This is a genomic window from Pseudomonas umsongensis, assembly GCF_002236105.1.
Lineage (GTDB): Bacteria > Pseudomonadota > Gammaproteobacteria > Pseudomonadales > Pseudomonadaceae > Aquipseudomonas > Aquipseudomonas umsongensis.
The window spans coordinates 260,826-279,238 of record NZ_NIWU01000005.1 but is presented as its reverse complement, the minus strand read 5'-3'; the positions used below and the strand labels follow the sequence as shown (position 1 = coordinate 279,238).

The 18,413-nt window shown below is 58.7% G+C and carries 18 protein-coding genes and 4 tRNA genes; 13 read left to right on the top strand and 9 right to left on the bottom strand.

Annotated features, from left to right (window positions below):
* The first annotated feature begins 20 nt into the window (after positions 1-20).
* Entirely contained in the window at positions 21-2,480 is a 2,460-nt protein-coding gene (locus PSUM_RS23515; protein ID WP_083349629.1) for an EAL domain-containing protein, read from the top strand.
* Between the two features lie 45 nt (positions 2,481-2,525).
* Positions 2,526-3,320, top strand: coding sequence for an iron-containing redox enzyme family protein (locus tag PSUM_RS23510; RefSeq protein ID WP_033043101.1), 795 nt, complete (start codon positions 2,526-2,528; stop codon positions 3,318-3,320).
* 69 nt (positions 3,321-3,389) lie between these two features.
* Here the strand turns inward: PSUM_RS23510 and sugE are convergent, their stop codons facing one another.
* The 3 genes from sugE to rdgC form a co-directional block, all read right to left on the bottom strand.
* Positions 3,390-3,704, bottom strand: a complete 315-nt coding sequence (gene sugE, locus PSUM_RS23505) for a quaternary ammonium compound efflux SMR transporter SugE (RefSeq protein WP_008060873.1) — start codon at positions 3,702-3,704, stop codon at positions 3,390-3,392.
* 119 nt (positions 3,705-3,823) lie between these two features.
* Positions 3,824-4,789: a bile acid:sodium symporter family protein gene (locus PSUM_RS23500; protein WP_020799999.1), complete on the bottom strand. Its 966-nt coding sequence runs from the start codon at positions 4,787-4,789 to the stop codon at positions 3,824-3,826.
* Positions 4,790-4,945: 156 nt separating this feature from the next.
* Positions 4,946-5,866, bottom strand: coding sequence for a recombination-associated protein RdgC (gene rdgC, locus PSUM_RS23495; protein ID WP_008060875.1), 921 nt, complete (start codon positions 5,864-5,866; stop codon positions 4,946-4,948).
* Positions 5,867-6,026: 160 nt separating this feature from the next.
* Between rdgC and PSUM_RS23490 the strand changes: the two genes are divergently transcribed.
* The 4 genes from PSUM_RS23490 to PSUM_RS23475 all read left to right on the top strand — a co-directional run bounded on the left by PSUM_RS23490 (position 6,027) and on the right by PSUM_RS23475 (position 6,568).
* Positions 6,027-6,102, top strand: a tRNA-Val gene (locus PSUM_RS23490).
* A 19-nt stretch (positions 6,103-6,121) separates the two neighbouring features.
* Positions 6,122-6,198 (top strand) — tRNA-Asp (locus PSUM_RS23485).
* Between the two features lie 198 nt (positions 6,199-6,396).
* Positions 6,397-6,472: transfer RNA gene (locus PSUM_RS23480), tRNA-Val, on the top strand.
* 19 nt (positions 6,473-6,491) lie between these two features.
* A tRNA-Asp gene (locus PSUM_RS23475) sits at positions 6,492-6,568 on the top strand.
* 194 nt (positions 6,569-6,762) lie between these two features.
* Here the strand turns inward: PSUM_RS23475 and PSUM_RS23470 are convergent.
* On the bottom strand, positions 6,763-7,896 hold the full coding sequence (locus tag PSUM_RS23470; protein ID WP_033043082.1) for a catalase family protein: 1,134 nt from the start codon (positions 7,894-7,896) through the stop codon (positions 6,763-6,765).
* A complete protein-coding gene (locus PSUM_RS23465; RefSeq protein WP_020796774.1) occupies positions 7,893-9,701 on the bottom strand; it encodes a di-heme-cytochrome C peroxidase in 1,809 nt (602 codons plus the stop codon). The genes PSUM_RS23470 and PSUM_RS23465 overlap by 4 nt, the downstream gene beginning before the upstream one ends.
* A 255-nt stretch (positions 9,702-9,956) precedes the next feature.
* On the opposite strand from PSUM_RS23465, the gene bamJ reads away from it, so the two are divergent.
* From bamJ to PSUM_RS23440, 5 genes are all read left to right on the top strand, one after another.
* Entirely contained in the window at positions 9,957-10,670 is a 714-nt protein-coding gene (gene bamJ / locus PSUM_RS23460; RefSeq protein ID WP_020796775.1) for a BamJ family beta-barrel-assembly machinery protein, read from the top strand.
* A 308-nt stretch (positions 10,671-10,978) separates the two neighbouring features.
* Positions 10,979-11,434, top strand: coding sequence for a YkvA family protein (locus tag PSUM_RS23455; protein ID WP_020796776.1), 456 nt, complete (start codon positions 10,979-10,981; stop codon positions 11,432-11,434).
* A 114-nt stretch (positions 11,435-11,548) separates the two neighbouring features.
* Positions 11,549-11,890 (top strand): helix-turn-helix domain-containing protein, encoded by a 342-nt coding sequence (locus PSUM_RS23450; protein WP_033043089.1) that lies wholly within the window; start codon positions 11,549-11,551, stop codon positions 11,888-11,890.
* On the top strand, positions 11,887-12,258 hold the full coding sequence (locus PSUM_RS23445; protein ID WP_020796778.1) for a hypothetical protein: 372 nt from the start codon (positions 11,887-11,889) through the stop codon (positions 12,256-12,258). Before PSUM_RS23450 ends, PSUM_RS23445 begins: the two co-directional genes overlap by 4 nt.
* Positions 12,259-12,666, top strand: coding sequence for an SEL1-like repeat protein (locus PSUM_RS23440; RefSeq protein ID WP_083349628.1), 408 nt, complete (start codon positions 12,259-12,261; stop codon positions 12,664-12,666).
* 140 nt (positions 12,667-12,806) lie between these two features.
* Here PSUM_RS23440 and PSUM_RS23435 read toward each other — a convergent pair whose 3' ends face one another.
* Entirely contained in the window at positions 12,807-13,487 is a 681-nt protein-coding gene (locus PSUM_RS23435) for a polysaccharide lyase family 7 protein (RefSeq protein WP_083349627.1), read from the bottom strand.
* 352 nt (positions 13,488-13,839) lie between these two features.
* Between PSUM_RS23435 and PSUM_RS23430 the strand changes: the two genes are divergently transcribed.
* Positions 13,840-14,931 (top strand): DUF3616 domain-containing protein, encoded by a 1,092-nt coding sequence (locus PSUM_RS23430; RefSeq protein WP_083349626.1) that lies wholly within the window; start codon positions 13,840-13,842, stop codon positions 14,929-14,931.
* Here the strand turns inward: PSUM_RS23430 and PSUM_RS23425 are convergent.
* The 3 genes from PSUM_RS23425 to PSUM_RS23415 all read right to left on the bottom strand — a co-directional run bounded on the left by PSUM_RS23425 (position 14,928) and on the right by PSUM_RS23415 (position 17,358).
* Complete coding sequence (locus tag PSUM_RS23425) at positions 14,928-15,755, bottom strand: alpha/beta fold hydrolase (RefSeq protein ID WP_083349625.1); 828 nt, start codon at positions 15,753-15,755, stop codon at positions 14,928-14,930. The genes PSUM_RS23430 and PSUM_RS23425 overlap by 4 nt on opposite strands.
* Positions 15,756-15,929: 174 nt before the next feature.
* A complete protein-coding gene (locus tag PSUM_RS23420; RefSeq protein WP_083349624.1) occupies positions 15,930-16,667 on the bottom strand; it encodes an SDR family oxidoreductase in 738 nt (245 codons plus the stop codon).
* A 130-nt stretch (positions 16,668-16,797) separates the two neighbouring features.
* Positions 16,798-17,358 carry an NADPH-dependent FMN reductase gene (locus tag PSUM_RS23415; protein ID WP_083349623.1) on the bottom strand — a complete coding sequence of 187 codons (561 nt, stop codon included), beginning with the start codon at positions 17,356-17,358 and terminating at the stop codon, positions 16,798-16,800.
* Positions 17,359-17,502: 144 nt separating this feature from the next.
* On the opposite strand from PSUM_RS23415, the gene PSUM_RS23410 reads away from it, so the two are divergent.
* Entirely contained in the window at positions 17,503-18,411 is a 909-nt protein-coding gene (locus PSUM_RS23410) for a LysR family transcriptional regulator (RefSeq protein WP_083349622.1), read from the top strand.
* Positions 18,412-18,413 lie beyond the last annotated feature (2 nt).

Sequence of the window (18,413 nt, the reverse complement as noted above, 5' to 3'; positions counted from 1 at the left end):
GTGCTAAACAAAGGGACCTCATGAATCAAGCGCGGACTCTCGGAACGCCACGGTTGCTGGGCATCGTCTGGCCTTTTATTGCCGTTGTGTTATTTCAGGCCCTGTTGGGGGGCGTCAGTCTTTATGTATTGTCGGCGGTGCGCGGTTATGTTGCCGGCGAAAGCCTGTGGTCCAAGGGCCAGAAGGACGCGATCTATTACCTCAACCTGTATGCCGACAGTCGCGATGAGAGCAAATTCCTCAAGTATCAGGAGGCCATTGCCGTCCCTCAGGGCGGGCATGAGCTGCGTCTGGCACTTGACCAGCAGCCACCCGATATCGAAGCGGCCAGGCTGGCGATTCTCAAGGGTGGCAACCACCCCGATGACGTTCCCAGCCTGATCTGGCTTTACCTCAACTTTCGCCATTTCAGCTACCTCGAGAAAGCCATCGATCGCTGGACCGTGGGTGATGCGTACCTTGATCAGCTCGATGATGTCGCCAGGGACATGCACCAGCACATCAGCATCAAGCCGGCCCATCCTGACGACATCCAACGCTGGAAAGAACAGATTTTCGATATCAACAACGGGGTGACGCCGGCGGCGAAGGCCTTCAGCGATGCCCTTGGCGAAGGCTCGCGGATGATCATGCGCCTGCTGCTGGCGACGAACCTGGCCACCGCCCTCGGCCTGATCGCCCTGGCGCTGCTGCGCACACATAAGCTGCTCAAGCAGCGGCACGCTTTTGCCGACGCCCTGCAGCTGGAGAAGGAGCGGGCGCAAATCACCCTGCAATCGATTGGCGACGCGGTGATCACCACCAATGTCGAGGGCGCGATCGCCTACATGAATCCGGCCGCCGAAGCCTTGACCCACTGGAAAGCCGAACAGGCGAGCGGGTTGCCGCTGGCGGCGCTGTTCAATCTGCTGGATGACAATGCCCAAGCCGATGGTTTTACCTTGATCGAGCACATCCTGAGCGGTCAACTCAGTGGCGGCAGCGAACATTCCAAGCTCATTCAGCGCCTTGATGGCAGCACGGTGTCGGTCACCCTGGTCGGGGCGCCGATCCGCAATGCCGGGAAGGTCAGCGGTGCCGTGCTGGTGCTGCATGACATGACCCAGGAGCGGCAATACATTGCCAATCTCTCCTGGCAGGCGACCCATGATGCGCTGACCGGGCTCGCCAACCGCCGCGAGTTCGAATTCCGTCTGGAACAGGCGCTGCAGGGCCTGACGCGACAATCGGGGCGCCACGCCTTGATGTTCCTCGACCTGGATCAGTTCAAGTTGGTCAACGACACCAGCGGACACGCGGCGGGTGACGAGTTGCTGCGGCATATCTGTGCACTGTTGCAATCCGGATTGCGCGAGGGCGACACCCTGGCCCGGTTGGGCGGCGACGAGTTTGGCATCCTGCTGGAGAACTGTGCTCCGCAGGCAGCTGAAAAAATTGCCGAGGGGTTGCGCCAGACCGTGCAGAACCTGCACTTCGTCTGGAAGGGGCGGCCGTTCGTGACCACCGTGAGCATCGGCCTGGTGCACATCAATGCCCATCCGACCACCCTGGAAGTCTCGCTGCGCGCGGCTGACATGGCCTGCTACATGGCCAAGGAAAAGGGCCGCAACCGGGTTCAGGTATATCACGCCGACGACTCGGAGCTGTCCCTGCGCTTTGGCGAGATGGCCTGGGTGCAGCGCTTGCACATGGCCCTGGAAGAAGACCGTTTTTGTCTGTACGCCCAGGAAATCGCGCCGCTTGGTCATGTCGAACAAGGTGGCGGGCATATCGAGATCCTGCTGCGTCTGCATGATGAAGCGGGTCGCATGATATTGCCGGACAGTTTTATTCCGGCAGCAGAACGCTATGGCTTGATGACGACCCTGGATCGTTGGGTTGTAAAGAACGTGTTCAAGATCATTGCCCAATGTATGGCCGAAAAGCACAACGAGCCTTTAGCGATGTGTGCGATTAATCTGTCAGGCACAACTATAGGAGATGAAGCGTTCCTGGACTTCCTGCGTCAACAGTTCATTAGTTACGCCATACCACCTGAAATAATTTGTTTTGAAATCACTGAAACCAGCGCCATTTCCAATCTGGCGAGTGCAATTAAATTTATTAACGAACTCAAAGGTTTAGGGTGTCTGTTTTCCCTGGATGACTTTTGCGCCGGTATGTCCTCGTTCGCATACTTGAAACATTTGCCTGTAGACTTCCTGAAGATCGACGGGAGTTTCGTAAAGGATATGCTGGACGACCCGATTAACCGCGCCATGGTCGAAGTGATCAACCACATCGGTCATGTCATGGGTAAGCGTACGATTGCCGAGTTTGTTGAAACGCCCCAGATCGAGCAGGCATTGCTGGATATCGGAGTTGATTACGCTCAAGGGTATGTCATTGAACGCCCGCATCTGTTTACCTGCGATAGCTTGAAAAGTCGTCCAGCCAGGCCGCAGCCCCTGTTGTTCAAGGCGCCCGGCACGTTCCGTTGAAGTCTCTCGTTGATCGGAACAATCACAATCAAAAGGAGCCCGACAGTGATCGAGACATTCAACCGAACCGGACCACTCATGGAAGCTGCAAGTTATCCCGACTGGGCCCAGCGCCTGATTCAGGATTGCAGCGCGAGTAAGCGCCGGGTTGTAGAGCACGAGCTGTATCAGCGCATGCGAGATAACAGACTCAGTGCCAAGACGATGCGCCAGTACCTTATCGGGGGCTGGCCCGTGGTCGAACAGTTCGCGTTATACATGGCGCAGAACCTGACCAAGACCCGTTTTGCCCGCCACCCGGGCGAGGACATGGCGCGTCGCTGGTTGATGCGCAACATCCGTGTCGAACTCAACCACGCCGACTACTGGGTGAACTGGAGCCGTGCCCACGGCGTCAGCCTGGAAGATCTGCAGGCGCAGCAGGTAGCCCCCGAGCTTCACGCCTTGAGCCATTGGTGCTGGCACACCAGTTCCGCTGATTCGCTGATCGTTGCCATTGCCGCCACCAACTACGCCATCGAAGGCGCGACCGGTGAGTGGTCGGCGGTGGTCTGTTCCAATGGTCTGTACGCGGCAGCCTTCCCGGAGGAGGATCGCAAGCGGGCCATGAAATGGTTGAAGATGCACGCCCAGTATGACGATGCCCACCCTTGGGAAGCGCTGGAAATTATCTGCACCCTGGCCGGGATGAATCCGAGTAAGTCATTGCAAATCGAATTGCGCCAGGCCGTGTGCAAGAGCTACGACTATATGTTCCTGTTCCTGGAGCGTTGCATGCAGTTGGAGCATTCGGAAAAGGCCTCGGTGATGCGTGAGCGATTGGAGATGGCCGAAAGCTGACAGATTGGCGTTCATGAAAAAGCCCGCCCCTGGTGACAGGAGGCGGGCTTTTTTGCAGATGGGCTGTAGTCAGGCGCTGACTTTAAGCCCCACCAGGCCGGTGATGATCAATGCCACACTGGCCAGACGGACCAGCGCCATGGATTCGCCAAACAAAATGATTCCGGCAATCACGGTGCCGACTGCACCCACTCCGGTCCAGATCGCATAGGCCGTGCCCAGCGGCAACTCCTTCATCGCAAGGCCGAGCAAGCCAAGGCTGACGGCCATGGCGGCAACGGTCAATGCCGTAGGGAGAGGGCGGCTGAAACCATCGGTGTACTTGAGGCCAACGGCCCAGCCGACTTCGAACAAGCCGGCGAAAAACAGAATGATCCAGGACATGGAAGACCTCCATCCATCGACGGGGTCGTCCCCAAGGTTAATGACTCGATCGAGCCGCGAGGTCGTCCTCGCGTTGCGCAATATAGTGCCCAGCATTAACCCTGGGATCAAGTTTCGGTTCAGTCGGTCGCCTGTCGCGCGGCGACTTCACGATCCTGCTTCTCGCTCATGCGACGGAAATACGTCGAGAGCAACGCCCCGGAAATGTTGTGCCAGACACTGAACAACGCGCTCGGTACCGCCGCCAAAGGCGAAAAGTGCGCACTGGCCAAGGCGGCGCCCAGCCCTGAGTTCTGCATGCCGACTTCCAGCGCCAGGGATTTGCGCTGGGCCAGTGGCAATTTGAACAGGCGCCCGGTGAAGTAACCCAGCAGGTAACCAAAGCTGTTGTGCAGCATGACCACGGCCATGATCAACAGGCCCGATTCGGCAATTTTCGCCTGGCTGGCGGCCACCACGGCGGTGACGATGATCACGATGCTCACCACCGAAACCAGAGGCAACACGTCCACAGCGTGGCGAACCTTGTCGCCGAGCAGTCGCTGGGCAGCGACACCCAGTACGATCGGCAGCAGCACTACCTGGAGAATCGACCAGAACAGCTCCATGAACGACACCGGCAGCCAGGCCGAAGCCAGCAGCCAGATCAAGGCGGGTGTCAGGAGCGGAGCGAGGAGGGTGGTCACGGCAGCGATGGCCACCGACAACGCCAGGTCGCCGCGTGCCAGCCAAGTCATCACGTTCGACGAGGTGCCGCTTGGGCAGCAACCGACCAGAATCACGCCGACGGCAATCTCCGGGGGCAAATGGAACGCCTGGCAGAGCAACCACGCCACGCCAGGCATGATCACGAAATGCGCCACCACGCCCAAGGCCACGCGCCACGGGTGGCGGGCGACCTCGGCGAAGTCGTCGAGCTTGAGGGTCAGGCCCATGCCGAACATCACCAACCCCAGCAACGGCACGATGGCGCCCTTGAGGCCGATGAACCAGGCCGGCTGCAGGAATGCCACGACGGCGAAAATCAGTACCCAGTAGGCGAAGGTGTTACCGACAAAACGACTCAATGCAGCCAGTGCACGCATGGCCAGATCCTTATTGTAAGAAAGCGTTAGGGAGCTAAGCATACGCTGCTCGCAAAAAAAGATCGCAGCCTGCGGCAGCTCCTACAAGGAAACGCATTCCAATGTAGGAGCTGCCGCAGGCTGCGATCTTTTTGCAGGCGCCGCCGATTTCGATAATCAGATGCCTTGTGGTGTCTCTTCCCCACCCAACGCCTCGACCAGCGCCGGCAGGAAATCACCGAACGTCAGCATCATCAGGGTGAAGCTGGCATCCAGTTGGCCGAGGGCTTCATCGCCACCGTCCTGTTCCGCCTGGTCTTGCAGCAGGTCTTCGAACTTCAGGCGCTTGACCACCATCTTGTCGTCGAGGACGAAGGACAGCTTGTCCTGCCAGGCCAGCGACAATTGAGTGACCACCTTGCCGGTGCTCAGGTGTAGCTGGATTTCTTCGCTCGTCAGGTCCTGACGCTTGCAACGCACGATGCCGCCGTCTTCGTGGGTGTCGCGCAGTTCGCACTCGTCCAGCACAAAGAAGTCGTCAGCGGCTTTCTGGGTGGTGACCCACTCGGTCATGGTCGCTGTCGGGGACATTTTCACGGTCAGTGGGCGCACCGGCAGTGTGCCGATCACTTCCCGCAGGGTGGACAGCAGGTCCTCGGCGCGCTTCGGGCTGGCCGAGTTAACCAGGATCAGGCCCTGTTTCGGCGCGATGGCGGCGAACGTCGAGGAGCGACGGATAAAGGCGCGCGGCAGGAAGGCCTGGATGATTTCATCCTTGATCTGGTCGCGTTCCTTTTTATAGACCTTGCGCATTTGCTCGGCCTCGATCTCTTCGACCTTTTCCTTCACTGCATCACGCACGACGCTGCCCGGCAGAATGCGCTCTTCCTTGCGCGCGCTGATCAGCAGGAAATCACCGCTGACGTGCACCAGCGGGGCATCTTCGCCCTTGCCGAACGGTGCGACGAAACCGTAGGTGGTCAACTCCTGGCTTGCACATGGACGCGCCAGCTTGGTGGCCAGTGCAGTCTCCAACGCCTCGGCATCAACAGGCAGATCTTGGGTCAGGCGATAGATAAGCAGGTTTTTGAACCACATGGGGTGAGTCTCTCCTTATATACAAAGGCGGGCATTATTGTCCTCCGTGTGCCATAGGCCAACCCTTCTCTAAGCCTTTGGAAGGCATCAGAAAATTAATTAAAAAAGTGCTTGCCAGAGGTAGGGGCGCTCCGTAGAATGCGCGCCACACCGAAGCGAAGGGTGATTAGCTCAGCTGGGAGAGCGTCTGCCTTACAAGCAGAATGTCGGCGGTTCGATCCCGTCATCACCCACCATTCGTTTCAAGTGTTTAGCGCAGCGGTAGTTCAGTCGGTTAGAATACCGGCCTGTCACGCCGGGGGTCGCGGGTTCGAGTCCCGTCCGCTGCGCCATATTCGGTAACCTGGACCACTGAACGCCAGGTCACCACGGAAAAACCCGCCAAGGCGGGTTTTTTTCTGCCTCAAGTTTGTACGTTGTACCCGCGGGATGTGTCGTTTCACCGGTTTTCAGATTTTTTTGAAAAAAACTTCAAATAAATCAACACTTTATGAAAATCTGTGGCATAATGCGTCCCGTAACGAAGCGAAGGGTGATTAGCTCAGCTGGGAGAGCGTCTGCCTTACAAGCAGAATGTCGGCGGTTCGATCCCGTCATCACCCACCATTCGTTTCAAGCGTTTCGCGCAGCGGTAGTTCAGTCGGTTAGAATACCGGCCTGTCACGCCGGGGGTCGCGGGTTCGAGTCCCGTCCGCTGCGCCATATTCGGTAACCTGGAACACTGAACGCCAGGTCACCACAGAAAGCCCGCTTAATGCGGGCTTTTTGCTGTCTGGCGTTTGGCTTTTCCTTCACTGTAGGAGCGAGCATGCTCGCGATGGACGTCAACGATGACGCGGGATACCTGACACCCCGTGGTGCCCTCCAGTTTTTCGCGAGCGTGCTCGCTCCTACTCCTACATAGCTTGATTACGAGCATGACGGTAATCGCTCACAGCTTCGTAAACGGCTTTGCGCAGTCGGTTGATCCCGCCGATGGGGCGGTGCGCCTCAAGCCCGAACCAAGGGTTGAACGACTGGTTATCGCATTGCAGGTTCAGTGCCGGGGTGTCGAAATCCTGGGCGGGCAGGGTGATCCGCGCCACCGTCTCGAAGGGCGCATCGTTCTCTTGCCATTCAATACTGGTGTCCTCGATCGGCATGTACTTGCCGGGGTCCTGCCGCTGTATCTGCAAGACAAAACACGCGGGCATCCGATCGGTCGATAACTGCTGGTACAGCGCATTTCGCAGAAAATTCGGTAACTCACGGTTCTGCGCGGGCAAGGTGTAGGCCGGGCAGCTACCAGGATCCGGCACGACCCGAAACTTGGCATTGGCCTCACCGAACTTGTAGGGCGAAACCGAAAAGTAAGTGGTGCGCGTCGGGCTTTCCGGGGCGGGGGAGAGTGTCGCCAGGGCGATAATCAGATGGCGGACCTGCCAGGTGCGCGGGTCCCAGCCCGGAAAGAACGCCAGCAATTTTTTGCCATCCGCCTGGGCAGCCACATTCTGACGATACTCGGCGACATCGCTGACAAAGAAGTTCGGATGGCTGAACATCACGAAGTCCTGTTCACCTCGACCCGGTTGATCGTCAAGCAGCTGTTTGCCGGGCACATCGTGCAGCTTGATCGCCATGCCCCGGGCATCGCGGATGCTGTCGAATTGAGGGTAGGCGTTGCCGTTGGACAGGCGCAGGGTCGCCTGCCAGGTTTTGCCTGGCTCGCTGAACACACCCTGACGCAGTTCTGCCGCCAGTTCCGATAACACCTGCACTTCGGCCTTAAAGCAGCCGTGAGCCTTGGCGTGGGCATCGCGCAGGTAGCGTGTGCTTTCACGGTGCTGGTCGACGATACGCACCGCCGTCTGGATGATGTCCTGGGTCATTGCGGCTTCACCGTTGGGGATCAGCTCTTGCGTAGATACCGGTCCACGGTGCTGCCAGGCGAACCATGCCGTGGCCAATGCCCAGCCGAGTAACCCCAGGACCAGCAAACAGAGCAGGGCCTTGCCGAGAAAGGCGCCCAGGCGCATCCAGAGTCGTTTCATGGCAGTTGCGCCTCCAGAGGGCCGCCCAGCACTTTCAAATACTCCAACAACGCCCAGCGCTCTTCGGGTTGCAGCAAGCGTCCGATCACGCCGTTGCCACGCTTGCCGGCGCGGAACTCGTGCCCGCTGTTGTGATTGCCGGTTATGCGCGTGTCGAACACAAAGCCATTGCTAAAGGCTTCGGTGCGATAGCCCAAATGCCGCGGGTCGTACTCGAAGGTGCCTTTGTAGAAGGTGGTGGCGCGTTCGTCCTGGGGCGAAAGCAATTGATAAATGCTCGGCACCGAACCGTTGTGCAGGAACGGCGGCGTCGCCCATACACCCGGCAGGGGCCGGGCCTTGTAGGCGCGCAGTTCCTGGACGCCGATCGGCAGGCCGAAGCCATCCATGTCCGCGCGCTCGGCCGGCGTGACGGCGGCCTCGCGATAGGCGCGGTTGCCGACGAATGCCGTGACATACGCCAGCCCCTTGGCCACCGACAGCTGGCTCAGGTCCAGAGGTTCGGTGGGGGCTGGATGCAGTTGTACGTCCAGGCGCGCCAACTCGGCCGGGTCCCACTGCAAGGCCGTCAGGTCGAAGCGGTGATCGGCGATATTGTTGGCGGCGCCCGGGTCGGTGCCGATTACCTCCACGGGCAGCATTTTCAACTGTTGCACCGGGCGCCCTTCGCTGATGCTGACGCGCGGTACGTGGCAACCGGCGCAGTTCTCTGCGAACAACGCGCGACCTTTGGCGGCCAGCGGCTTGTCCACCGCGCCCAACCATTCTTCCGGCCAGGCCGGCGGCTTGAGTCGTTGCAAGGTTTGTTCGATCAGGTGCAGATCCCGCACCCGGACGCTGGACGGGTATCGATTGTCGTCCTTGAGGGGCTGCCCTTCGGCATCGAAAAAGCTCAGCGTAGCGCCTACTCCCAGGGCTTCACCGATATTGCGCGCCATGGGCTGCTGCGCCGAGCCATTCCACTGCACCCAGTCGAAGGTCCACATGTCCCACAACTGTGGGTAGTCGACGGGGGCATTGGCCACGCGGTAATTGGCGGGGGAAATTGCGTCGCCGAAGCTGGCGTTGGCAATGCGCCCGAACGCGTCGGTACGCCCGGGACCTTCTTCGGTGGGGTAGAGCCCGCGGTGAGTATCGTTCCAGGCCACCTTCAGGAAAGTATCCAGGGAACCCTTGAATGCCTCGCGCAGTGCCTGGTGCCCGGCCTCGTAGTCCGGTCCAAGGACGTTGCGGGCGAAACGTTCGAACTTCCAGGGGTTGTAGTAAGTGGAAGCCAGGCTCGCGACCAGCGCCTGGCCAAAGCTGCCACCCTGCAAGGTGGGTACGCTGGAGGGCAACACATGCTGCGCAGAGCCGCCGTCAATGCGCACGGCTTGCCCGTTCAAGCGCAGTTCACCGGTGTGACAGGCGGCGCAGGTAATATCCAGAAATGTATCCGCGCTGCCGGGATTCTGATGCCGTGCGAAGCCCACGGGCAGGTTGCCGGGGTTGTTCGGCGTGGGTTTCTGCTCGGGGTCGATCAGGAAACCGAAGCGCGCGAGGTACTCCGGCGCGGCGAATCGTTGTTGTGAAAAGGGCAGTTCCAGGGCGGTGAACCAGTCGTAGTGCAAGCCCTTTACCTGAGTGCCCTGGGGCGTGAAATAGTAACGCTGGCGGTCTTCGGCGTTCCATTGCTCCAGGTAATGCACCTGTTGCGCGGCCGCGTGGCGCGGCAGTTTCGGGTTGGCGACGTAGTACAGGACCACGGCCAGGGCGAGGACCACCAAAGCAACAAAAAGAGCCAGTAAGCGGAGCAAAAGGCGCACGTGGACCATCCTTGTCTATTATTGCTACCGTTATGCCTTAGGGCCAGGGATGCGGCAAGGGGCCATTACGCCAGATGTTCAGCCTCCCTGAGTGCAAGATGACGGAAGTTTCATCATCAGCATGGTGAAATGCGTTTAAACACCTGAACTTATCGCCAGTTTGTGGCTCTCATGCCGGTAGCCATTGGTCGTGGCCGCCTGATAAGCTCGCGACTTTACTCGATTGCCCTTTAGGCGCATGAACAAGGAAATAGCATGAAACAGCATCGGTTGGCGGCGGCGGTGGCCCTGGTTAGCCTGGTACTTGCGGGTTGCGATTCGCAAACCAGCGTAGAGCTGAAAACCCCGGCGCAAAAAGCTTCCTACGGAATTGGCCTGAACATGGGCAAGAGCCTGGCTCAGGAAGGCATGGATGATCTGGACTCCAAAGCCGTTGCCCAGGGCATTGAAGATGCGGTCGGCAAGAAAGAACAGAAACTCAAGGATGAAGAATTGGTAGAAGCCTTCGCCGCGCTGCAAAAGCGTGCTGAAGAGCGTATGGCCAAGATGAGTGAAGAGTCGGCAGCTGCCGGCAAGAAATTCCTCGAAGAAAACGCCAAGAAAGCTGGCGTCGTGACTACCGCTTCGGGCCTGCAATATGAAGTGGAAAAGAAAGCCGATGGCGCCCAGCCAAAGCCGACTGACGTAGTGACCGTCCACTACACCGGCAAGCTGACCAATGGCACCGTTTTCGACAGCTCCGTCGAGCGCGGCAGCCCGATCGATTTGCCGGTTAGCGGTGTGATCCCGGGTTGGGTCGAAGGCCTGCAACTGATGCACGTAGGCGAGAAGTACAAGCTGTATATTCCTAGCGAACTGGCTTACGGCGCGCAAAGCCCAAGCCCGGCGATCCCGGCCAACTCGGTGCTGGTGTTCGACCTGGAACTGCTGGGAATCAAGGATCCAGCAAAAGAAGACGCTGCCAAGTAATTCGCGTCTGCTTTAACGACAACGCCTCGCTAATGCGGGGCGTTGTTGCATCTGGCGTTGATTGCACGAACCTGTACACAGGTAAACAAAGCGAACAGTTGCCGTACACTGAAGTCATAGTCAGTGTGGGGGCCGTGCCTAACCTTCGGCAGACCTCCAAGTCAATGAAATATTAGGTTTTTTTAGATGGGTAAAAAACGCCCGATCTAAGTGCAGCCCTTATGCAGCGGGCCTTTCAGCCATGAAAAGTGGCTCTGTTCACAAGGTTATCCACAATTTGTGTGGATAACATTTCTGCCGGAGGCATCATGAAAGCACCCTGGAATTTTGCTCGTTTCCTGCCCTTGGCCGGACGCCTGCTCGCCCGTGGGCGCTTGCCGACCTTACTGTTTGCGGTGGCCAGCAAAAGTGCCAGCCAGGGTAACCGGTTGGGCAAGCTCAAGGATGATCTGCGCCTGTTACAGGCGTTGTGCCTGGCGTACTGGCGTGGCGAATACCGGGCCATCAGTCCCAAGGCGCTGATATCGGTGGTCGCCGGCCTGATGTATTTCCTCAGTCCGGTCGATGCCATTCCGGATTTTCTACCGCTGTTCGGCATGATCGATGACATCGCCGTGTTGGCCTGGCTGATGAAAGTTCTCGACGATGAACTCAACGCCTTCCGCGCCTGGCGCAAACGCCAAGTCCCGGAAAAGCTCGCGGTGGTCGAGCGATTGCCCGACACCCCTGAACAACTCAAGCTGCAGAAACCGAAAAAAACCTGATTCGATCCCGTCTGTGCTTCATATAGATAGCCCCCGCGACCTTGGCCGCTGTTAGGATTACACTTCTAGGGAAAAGTGCCGACTCGCTAAGTGTTGTTGTCCTACGGGGTAATCATGGATATTCAGATAATTACACGCGAAGGCGAGCCCGAATACGCGGTTCTGCCGTGGGCTCAGTATCAGGCTCTACTGAAAGCAGCAGGCATCAACGAAGCACCGTCACGTGCGGCCCCGACGCCGCTCGCGACAACGCCAGACACCATTCTTCCGGGTCTGGATCAATTACGCAGTTTGCGCGAAGGGAAGGGCATCGCCATCGAGGCGCTCGCCCGCACGGTAGGCATCAGCCCGTCTTACCTGGCCATGATCGAAAGTGGCGAGCGTCTGCCCGACGCCGCGATTCGCCGCAGCCTGGCCTGGGAGTTGACGGTGCCAGGGTGGAGGGATGAATCGTGAGCGTACGCATCAGTCGTCAACACTGGGATGGATTGCTGGGCGAGCTGGATCAGGCGCGCCGACAGCGTCACCTCCTGACCTACCGGGCATTGCTGGAGCGATTGCAGCTTCCTACGCCCGCCATGCAAACCCTGACCGCCGCACTTGAACATCTGGCCGCATTGGATGCCAAGGCCGAACAGCCGCTGCGCAGTTCCCTGGTGATCAGCCAGGGTGCCAGTCGCTTACCGCGTACCGGGTTCTTCGAATGCGTCGAGCGCTTGGGGCGCTTCACCGGCCCGTCCGACGGCGTCGCCGCTGCCTCATGGCATGCCTCGGAAGTGGTTCGCGTATTCGAATACGAGTACCCCGAATCGGCGGAAGCCTGAGTGTTCCTGAAGCTCAAGGCGCGGGCCGGCTACTGGCTGGCCCGCCGGTTGTTTCACTGGCCATGGTTCGTGCGCCAGCCTCGCGGCTGGCGCTGGATGGAGGGTCAATTCTCACGCATGGCCAACCTGGGCGATGTCGGCGCGCAGAGTTTCTACGGGCACATCCTGACCTTTCGTGGCGTCGGCCTGGGCGCGCGGGAAGAGGGTATTCGGCTGTTGCGCATGGCCGCACTGGCCGGTGATGGCAAGGCCGCCTACCAAGTGGGTGTGATCAGCCTGGCTGGCAGCCCGAGCAAGGCGCCGGATCCGGCGGAAGCGGCGCGGTTCTGGGCAATGGCGGCCAAGGCCGGACATCCATTGGCCGAGATCAAACTCAAAGAGTTGGCGGCTGGCGGGTCTTCGCAGTAATTCGTTTATTCTTCGATAAGCAAACAAGGGCACCTGCCGCCCGCGTTGTTGAGTTTCAGACAGCGATCACTTGGTAGCCGATCGACGGGGAAGTCCACTTGAGTCTTCACCCTTCGGATCGGCATGCCAACGATAGTGACCTAGAGAGGCGACTTAATGTTGTGTTGGATCTCCAGCATCCTGAACGTCACTCTTGCGCCCTCGGTGGGATAGCCGGTGTTGTCCTGCACATACGCCCCTGCTTTGAAATAGAGTGGTTTAGTCTTCCAGCTCGGGTCGATGGTGGTTCTCCAGTTGTTTCCTGCTGCGCTGATGCCCAGTGCGCCCTTCGGGCTGAGGTGGATCTGGTAGGAAAAGTCGCGGTCGAGTGGCACACCCGTCGCAATGTTAATGACCCGGCCCTCTTCATCGTCGGGGTGCATGCGTACCTTGGCGACAATGTTCCCCGTCGAAGCCGACGTTTTGTATTGGTATTCCAGCTTCACCATGGGTTTGTTGCTGTCCTTGTTGTGAATCTGTCCAATCACGATCTTGCCGGTGCTGGGGACCTGATTGACTGTCAGGCTCGCCCGCAGGATGTTATCCGCCGCTGAGTACTGCCAGTTGCGCAGCGTTCCATCACTATAGGTTTCCCGCAACTCGCTGCGCGGATAAATAGCGTTGGCCGTCCTGGAACCGGTCACAGGTGCCCAGAAGGAAAGCGTAGCGGCTTCGGAGCTGAAATACTGGTCCTTGAAGCCTTGCGCCAATCGAGGTGTTTCTATTGTGGCCGGTGGGCTGCCTTCAGGGATGCTTAAATTCCAGGTGGCGAGATCGATCATGTCAATAATCCTGTATGCGGGGGAATGTTGCGGCCACAGTTGCACTCGAACCGACGCTATTGAGCTGTATCAATTGGGCCTGCTGATTAGGAAAATCCGTATGGCGGTAGATTGACGTCAAATGCTCGTCAAGGTGTTTGGTGCAGGCTTTGTGCCTACGGGTTTTACCGTTCGTCGGCTATTTTTGTTTTGGATGGAACTAATCCGCGGTGCGCAGTCGCTGCAGAGAAGGGACCCAGGCCAACACCAGCGTTCAGGTCGGAAGGGACGAGTGCATGCACTGGATGAAGAACACGCGCAGAATCCGGTTCTAAATAACCGGCCGCCGCGCCATAAAGACAGGAGACCGCTCATGAGCCGCCGAAGCAATTTTGCGCTGTTGAGCTTTGATCCGGAGCTTGCGTCGTTGCGCGATGGCCTTTCTGTCGTTCAGCAGATTGACGACACACTCTGGGTTGCGAACGACGAAACCACGAGCCTGGAACGCCTGAAAATCCAGGATGCTGCGCCCGACGGTGTTGTAAGGTGCGACGAGCACCATTCGTTTCCGCTCCTGGACTATCTGGATCTGCCCCTACCGAAACAAGACGCCGAGATCGATATCGAGGGCTTGGCCTATGTTCCTGACAGTGGTTACCTCTGGGTGGTGGGCTCTCATAGCCTGAAGCGCAAGAAGTGCAAGGCCGGCACTTCTGCACAGAAGAATATCAAGCGCCTGTCGACGGTAGAGGCGCATGGCAATCGTTTTCTGCTGGCCCGCATCCCTGTCGTGCAGCAGGACGACAGCTATGTACTCGCCAGGAAAGTGGATGCCGATGGACGTACAGCGGCGCAGCTGCGGGGCAACGAAGTCGGTAACGACCTGACCGCGGCTATTGCTGAAGATCCTCAGCTACGCGACTTCCTGCGTATCCCGGGTAAGGACAACGGCTTCGATATCGAAGGGATGGTGATGATCGGCTCGCGTCTCCTGCTGGGGCTGCGTGGGCCGGTGCTACGCGGCTGGGCCGTGTTGTTGGAGATCGAACCCGAGCTGAACGACGCTTCGTCTGACACCCTGGTGCTAAAGAAGATCGGTCCGGATGGGTGCCGCTACCGCAAGCACTTCTTCGCGCTCAATGGCCTGGGCTTGCGTGACCTGTGCACCCGCGGTGACGATCTGCTGATCCTGGCGGGCCCCACGATGGAGCTGGACGGTCCGGTAACGGTCTTGCGCTGGGGCGGCGGTTTCGCGTCTGACGAGCAAAACGTGGTTTTCGCCGATCAATTGGAGAAGGTGCTGGAGGTGCCTTTCGGGCAAGGCAACGATCACGCTGAAGGCATGTGTCTGTTTGAATCGGGCGGGCAGCCTGGGGAGGTTCTGATGATCGTCTACGACTCTGCGGCGCAGAGTCGTAAACACGGCGATTCGGATGTGGAAGGGGACCTGTTCATCCTGGATTAGCCACGTACATCGACGTCAACGCGGGCGTCACCCATCATTGGCACCGGCTCTTCATCGTCGTGCTGCCGGCAGAGGAATTCTCGTATCGCTTCGGCGGTTCGCCTGGCGCTGGTCACCACGAAAAAATGCCCCTCGCCCTGCAGGGTGCGCAGTTCGGCTCGGCGAATGGTGCGGCGCAGGATGTGCGCGTTGTACAGCCGCACCAGGGTGTCGCGTTCGCCGGTGAGAATAAGCGTGCGCTGTCGCAGGCGGAACAGCCGCAGCAGGCTGGTCCAGCCGATCAGGGCGGTGAGCTGGTGGTAATAGGTTCGCGGGTTGGCCGTGAGCATGCCCTTCGTCACACCGAAGCGCAGCAGTGTCTGCAGTGAATTGCGCGAGCCTTTTTGCGTGTGTTGCCTGGGGCTTTTGCTGCTGGCAAAAAAGTCCAGGATGTCGGCGGGCTTCACCAGCATTGCCGGGCCAGCCGATGTTGCCGCCAGGATCAGCCGGCGCACCATGCCCGGGTAACGCAGGGCGAATTCCTGCGCCAATGCACCGCCCCAACTTACGCCGAACACATCGACCTGGTCGATGCCCAATTGCTTGAGCAGCTCGGCGATCAGGTCGGCATGGCGCGGCAGACGCATGGGCCAGCGCGGCATTTGCGATTTGCCGACCCCGGGCACGTCCAGCGTAATGGTCCTGTAGTCCGCCAGTTCATCGCGCAAGGGGTCGAAAGTACGGATCAAACCGCCCAGGCCGTTGAGCAAGAGCAGCGGTGAGCCTTGGCCGCGGATGGAAACGTTCAACTGCAGGTCTTTGATGGTGATTTTTTGCGTGGTCATGGTTTCCCCTTGGGCCTGCCCGCTGTTAAGACAGCGTCTGGGGTGCAGATGATCCCTGGCCGATTAGCCGAGGAAACCATTTCAACATCAACCCTGATGAATTCAATCGGTTGAACGACCTCGTTCTGCGAGGCCGTGGTCAATACGCTGGCCACCTGGCAATTGCCTGCCTCGTCAGAATGGGCTCGCCGTCGGCCGAACGATCAGCTCGCTTACATCCACATCCGCAGGTTGCTCAATGGCATAGGTGATTGCTCTCGCGATGGCGTCGGCCGAAATCGCGATCTTGCGAAACTCTTTCATCTCTGCGCGCCCCCCCTCATCAGAGATGCTCTCGGCCAGCTCGGATTCAGTGACACCAGGCGCGATGACGGTAACCCGAATATCGCCTCCCACCTCTTGTCGCAGACCTTCGGAAATGGCCCGCACGGCGTACTTGGTGGCGCAATAAACAGCCGCGGTCGGGCTCACTGCGTAGGCACCGATAGAGGCAATATTGATGATCTGCCCCGCCCGTTGGCGCTGCATCAGCGGCAATGTGGCAGCGATACCGTGCAGCACTCCGCGGATATTCACGTCAATCATACGGTCCCACTCATCCACCTTGAGTGCCTCGAGTTTGGAAAGAGGCATCACACCCGCGTTATTGACCAGCACATCGACCCGATCGAAACAGGTAACGGCGAAGTCAATGAAGTCCTGGACATCCTTTCTGTCTGTGACGTCCAGGGCACGGAATTCAGCCCTGCCGCCGCAGGCGTTGATATCGCCAGCAATCTTTTCAAGTCGGTCGGTACGACGCGCGCCGAGTACTACTTTCGCGCCTTGGCTAGCCAGCAGTCGCGCGGTAGCCTCTCCGATACCGCTGCTTGCACCGGTAATTGCGATGACTTTGTCCTTGATGTTCAACATGATCGGTTTCCTCTTCTGTTCGCCCAGGAAGCGGGTCTGGAAACAAGGTTAGGGGCGGACAACACGTTTCCGTTAGTCAAATACTGCGTTCCTTTTGCCTATTTCTGCGGTGAAGCTTTTGCACTAAGGTTCAGCTCACCAGTGCATAGGGAATCTGTTGCCGCGCAGCCTTCAGGGCTCTCGCCCACCAGTTCAGCTGTACCAGCATTCGAGCCATCGGAAGCCTGGCTTGATCAGGCTGACGTAACACTCCATCCCCATCGATTAGCGCCCAAGGATCAGGGAAGGACACGAAATTGCAGATGGGTACTGCGTGCTGTCCGGCCAGTATCTGGCGAAGCTGATCAATCGCACACAGTCCACCCGACGCTGCGCCGTAGCCGATGAATGCCACCGGCCTTGCGCGCCAACGATCCGAAACCCGTTCAATGAATGCTTTCAGCTCGCAGTGATGCGCATTGCGGTGTTCCGATGTAATGATCAGGAACGCATCAGCGTCGGCCAAATGACGAAGACTTTCCTGAACGACTGCATTGTCAGACCTGGCCATGAGGTGGGCGGGTTCTACCCACCAGGGTTCGAACTCAGCACGTTGCGCTAGAACATCGGCAACCCAGTTCACCAGCGCAGGCTGTAGTCCTTCTTCATCTTCACCACTGTGAATCAGGACCAGTTTCATCTCGTTATTCATCTCATCCTCCAGACTTGGTATCCAAGTGGTGGCACGTCATTTGCTGAATTTCACCTGCGCCTTTCAGGCTCTGGATTAGAGTATGAGCGGGAGCGCGGCAGATATAGCCGGTTCTGGGGCATACAACTTGTGACGTGAATTCATATGAGACGGTTGGACATAAACTGCTTCGCCGAAATGAACGTGTTCGTCAGGGTCGTTGAAGATGGCGGCTACACGGCTGCCGCCAGGCACTGTGCGATGACCCCATCAGCGGTCAGTAAGCTGGTTTCAAGGCTGGAAAACCGCTTGGGGACGCGTCTGCTCAATCGCTCGACAAGACGGCAGTTGCTCACCCCTGAAGGGGCCGCGTTCTATGAGCGCAGCCTGACTATCCTGGCCGCGCTCGATGAGGCGGAGCAGGAGGCGGCGGCAAGCAGCGCACCTCAGGGAACAGTGCGGGTCAACTGCAATGTCGACATCGGGCGTTTGTACCTGCTGCCCCTGTTGAAGACTTTCTTGCGAGACCACCCAGGGGTATCAGTGGAGGTTTTCCTCAGCGACGAAGTCGTCGACCTGATCAGCGCACGCGCTGACGTGGCCATCCGCAGCGGCCCGCTCAAAAGCTCCAATCTGGTGGCCAGGCGCTTGGGCGAGACGCGAACTCTCATCGTGGCATCACCGGACTATCTGGCAGCACGCGGCCTACCAAAAACTCCGGCCGATCTCGTAGACCACAACTGTCTGGGGTTCACTTTTGGCCAACCCATGATGGAGTGGAACTTCATGGGCGATGACGGCCTACCTGTTCCGGTATCCGTGACCGGCAGTGCACGGGTCAGTGACGGCAATGGAGTACGGGAACTTGCAATCCTCGGGCTCGGCCTTGCGCGCGTAGGATTTTGCCAGGTCGAGCACGATCTTGCGGATGGCCGGCTTCTCCCGGTATTACAGGACTTCATGCCCATTGCGAAAACTGAAGTGCATGCGGTTTACGTAGGGCAGGGAGGAAAGTTGCCCACACGCGTCAGAGTCTTCATGGATTTTCTGGCGGCAAACCTCACGATCCACTAATC

Excerpts from the sequence above, each read along its gene's own strand:
- PSUM_RS23515 (WP_083349629.1), top strand. The coding sequence starts at position 21 with ATGAATCAAGCGCGGACTCTCGGAACGCCACGGTTGCTGGGCATCGTC.
- sugE (WP_008060873.1), bottom strand. The coding sequence starts at position 3,704 with ATGTCCTGGATCATTCTGTTTTTCGCCGGCTTGTTCGAAGTCGGCTGG.
- PSUM_RS23500 (WP_020799999.1), bottom strand. The coding sequence starts at position 4,789 with ATGCGTGCACTGGCTGCATTGAGTCGTTTTGTCGGTAACACCTTCGCC.
- rdgC (WP_008060875.1), bottom strand. The coding sequence starts at position 5,866 with ATGTGGTTCAAAAACCTGCTTATCTATCGCCTGACCCAAGATCTGCCT.
- PSUM_RS23470 (WP_033043082.1), bottom strand. The coding sequence starts at position 7,896 with ATGAAACGACTCTGGATGCGCCTGGGCGCCTTTCTCGGCAAGGCCCTG.
- bamJ (WP_020796775.1), top strand. The coding sequence starts at position 9,957 with ATGAAACAGCATCGGTTGGCGGCGGCGGTGGCCCTGGTTAGCCTGGTA.
- PSUM_RS23455 (WP_020796776.1), top strand. The coding sequence starts at position 10,979 with ATGAAAGCACCCTGGAATTTTGCTCGTTTCCTGCCCTTGGCCGGACGC.
- PSUM_RS23450 (WP_033043089.1), top strand. The coding sequence starts at position 11,549 with ATGGATATTCAGATAATTACACGCGAAGGCGAGCCCGAATACGCGGTT.
- PSUM_RS23435 (WP_083349627.1), bottom strand. The coding sequence starts at position 13,487 with ATGATCGATCTCGCCACCTGGAATTTAAGCATCCCTGAAGGCAGCCCA.
- PSUM_RS23430 (WP_083349626.1), top strand. The coding sequence starts at position 13,840 with ATGAGCCGCCGAAGCAATTTTGCGCTGTTGAGCTTTGATCCGGAGCTT.
- PSUM_RS23425 (WP_083349625.1), bottom strand. The coding sequence starts at position 15,755 with ATGACCACGCAAAAAATCACCATCAAAGACCTGCAGTTGAACGTTTCC.
- PSUM_RS23420 (WP_083349624.1), bottom strand. The coding sequence starts at position 16,667 with ATGTTGAACATCAAGGACAAAGTCATCGCAATTACCGGTGCAAGCAGC.
- PSUM_RS23415 (WP_083349623.1), bottom strand. The coding sequence starts at position 17,358 with ATGAATAACGAGATGAAACTGGTCCTGATTCACAGTGGTGAAGATGAA.
- PSUM_RS23410 (WP_083349622.1), top strand. The coding sequence starts at position 17,503 with ATGAGACGGTTGGACATAAACTGCTTCGCCGAAATGAACGTGTTCGTC.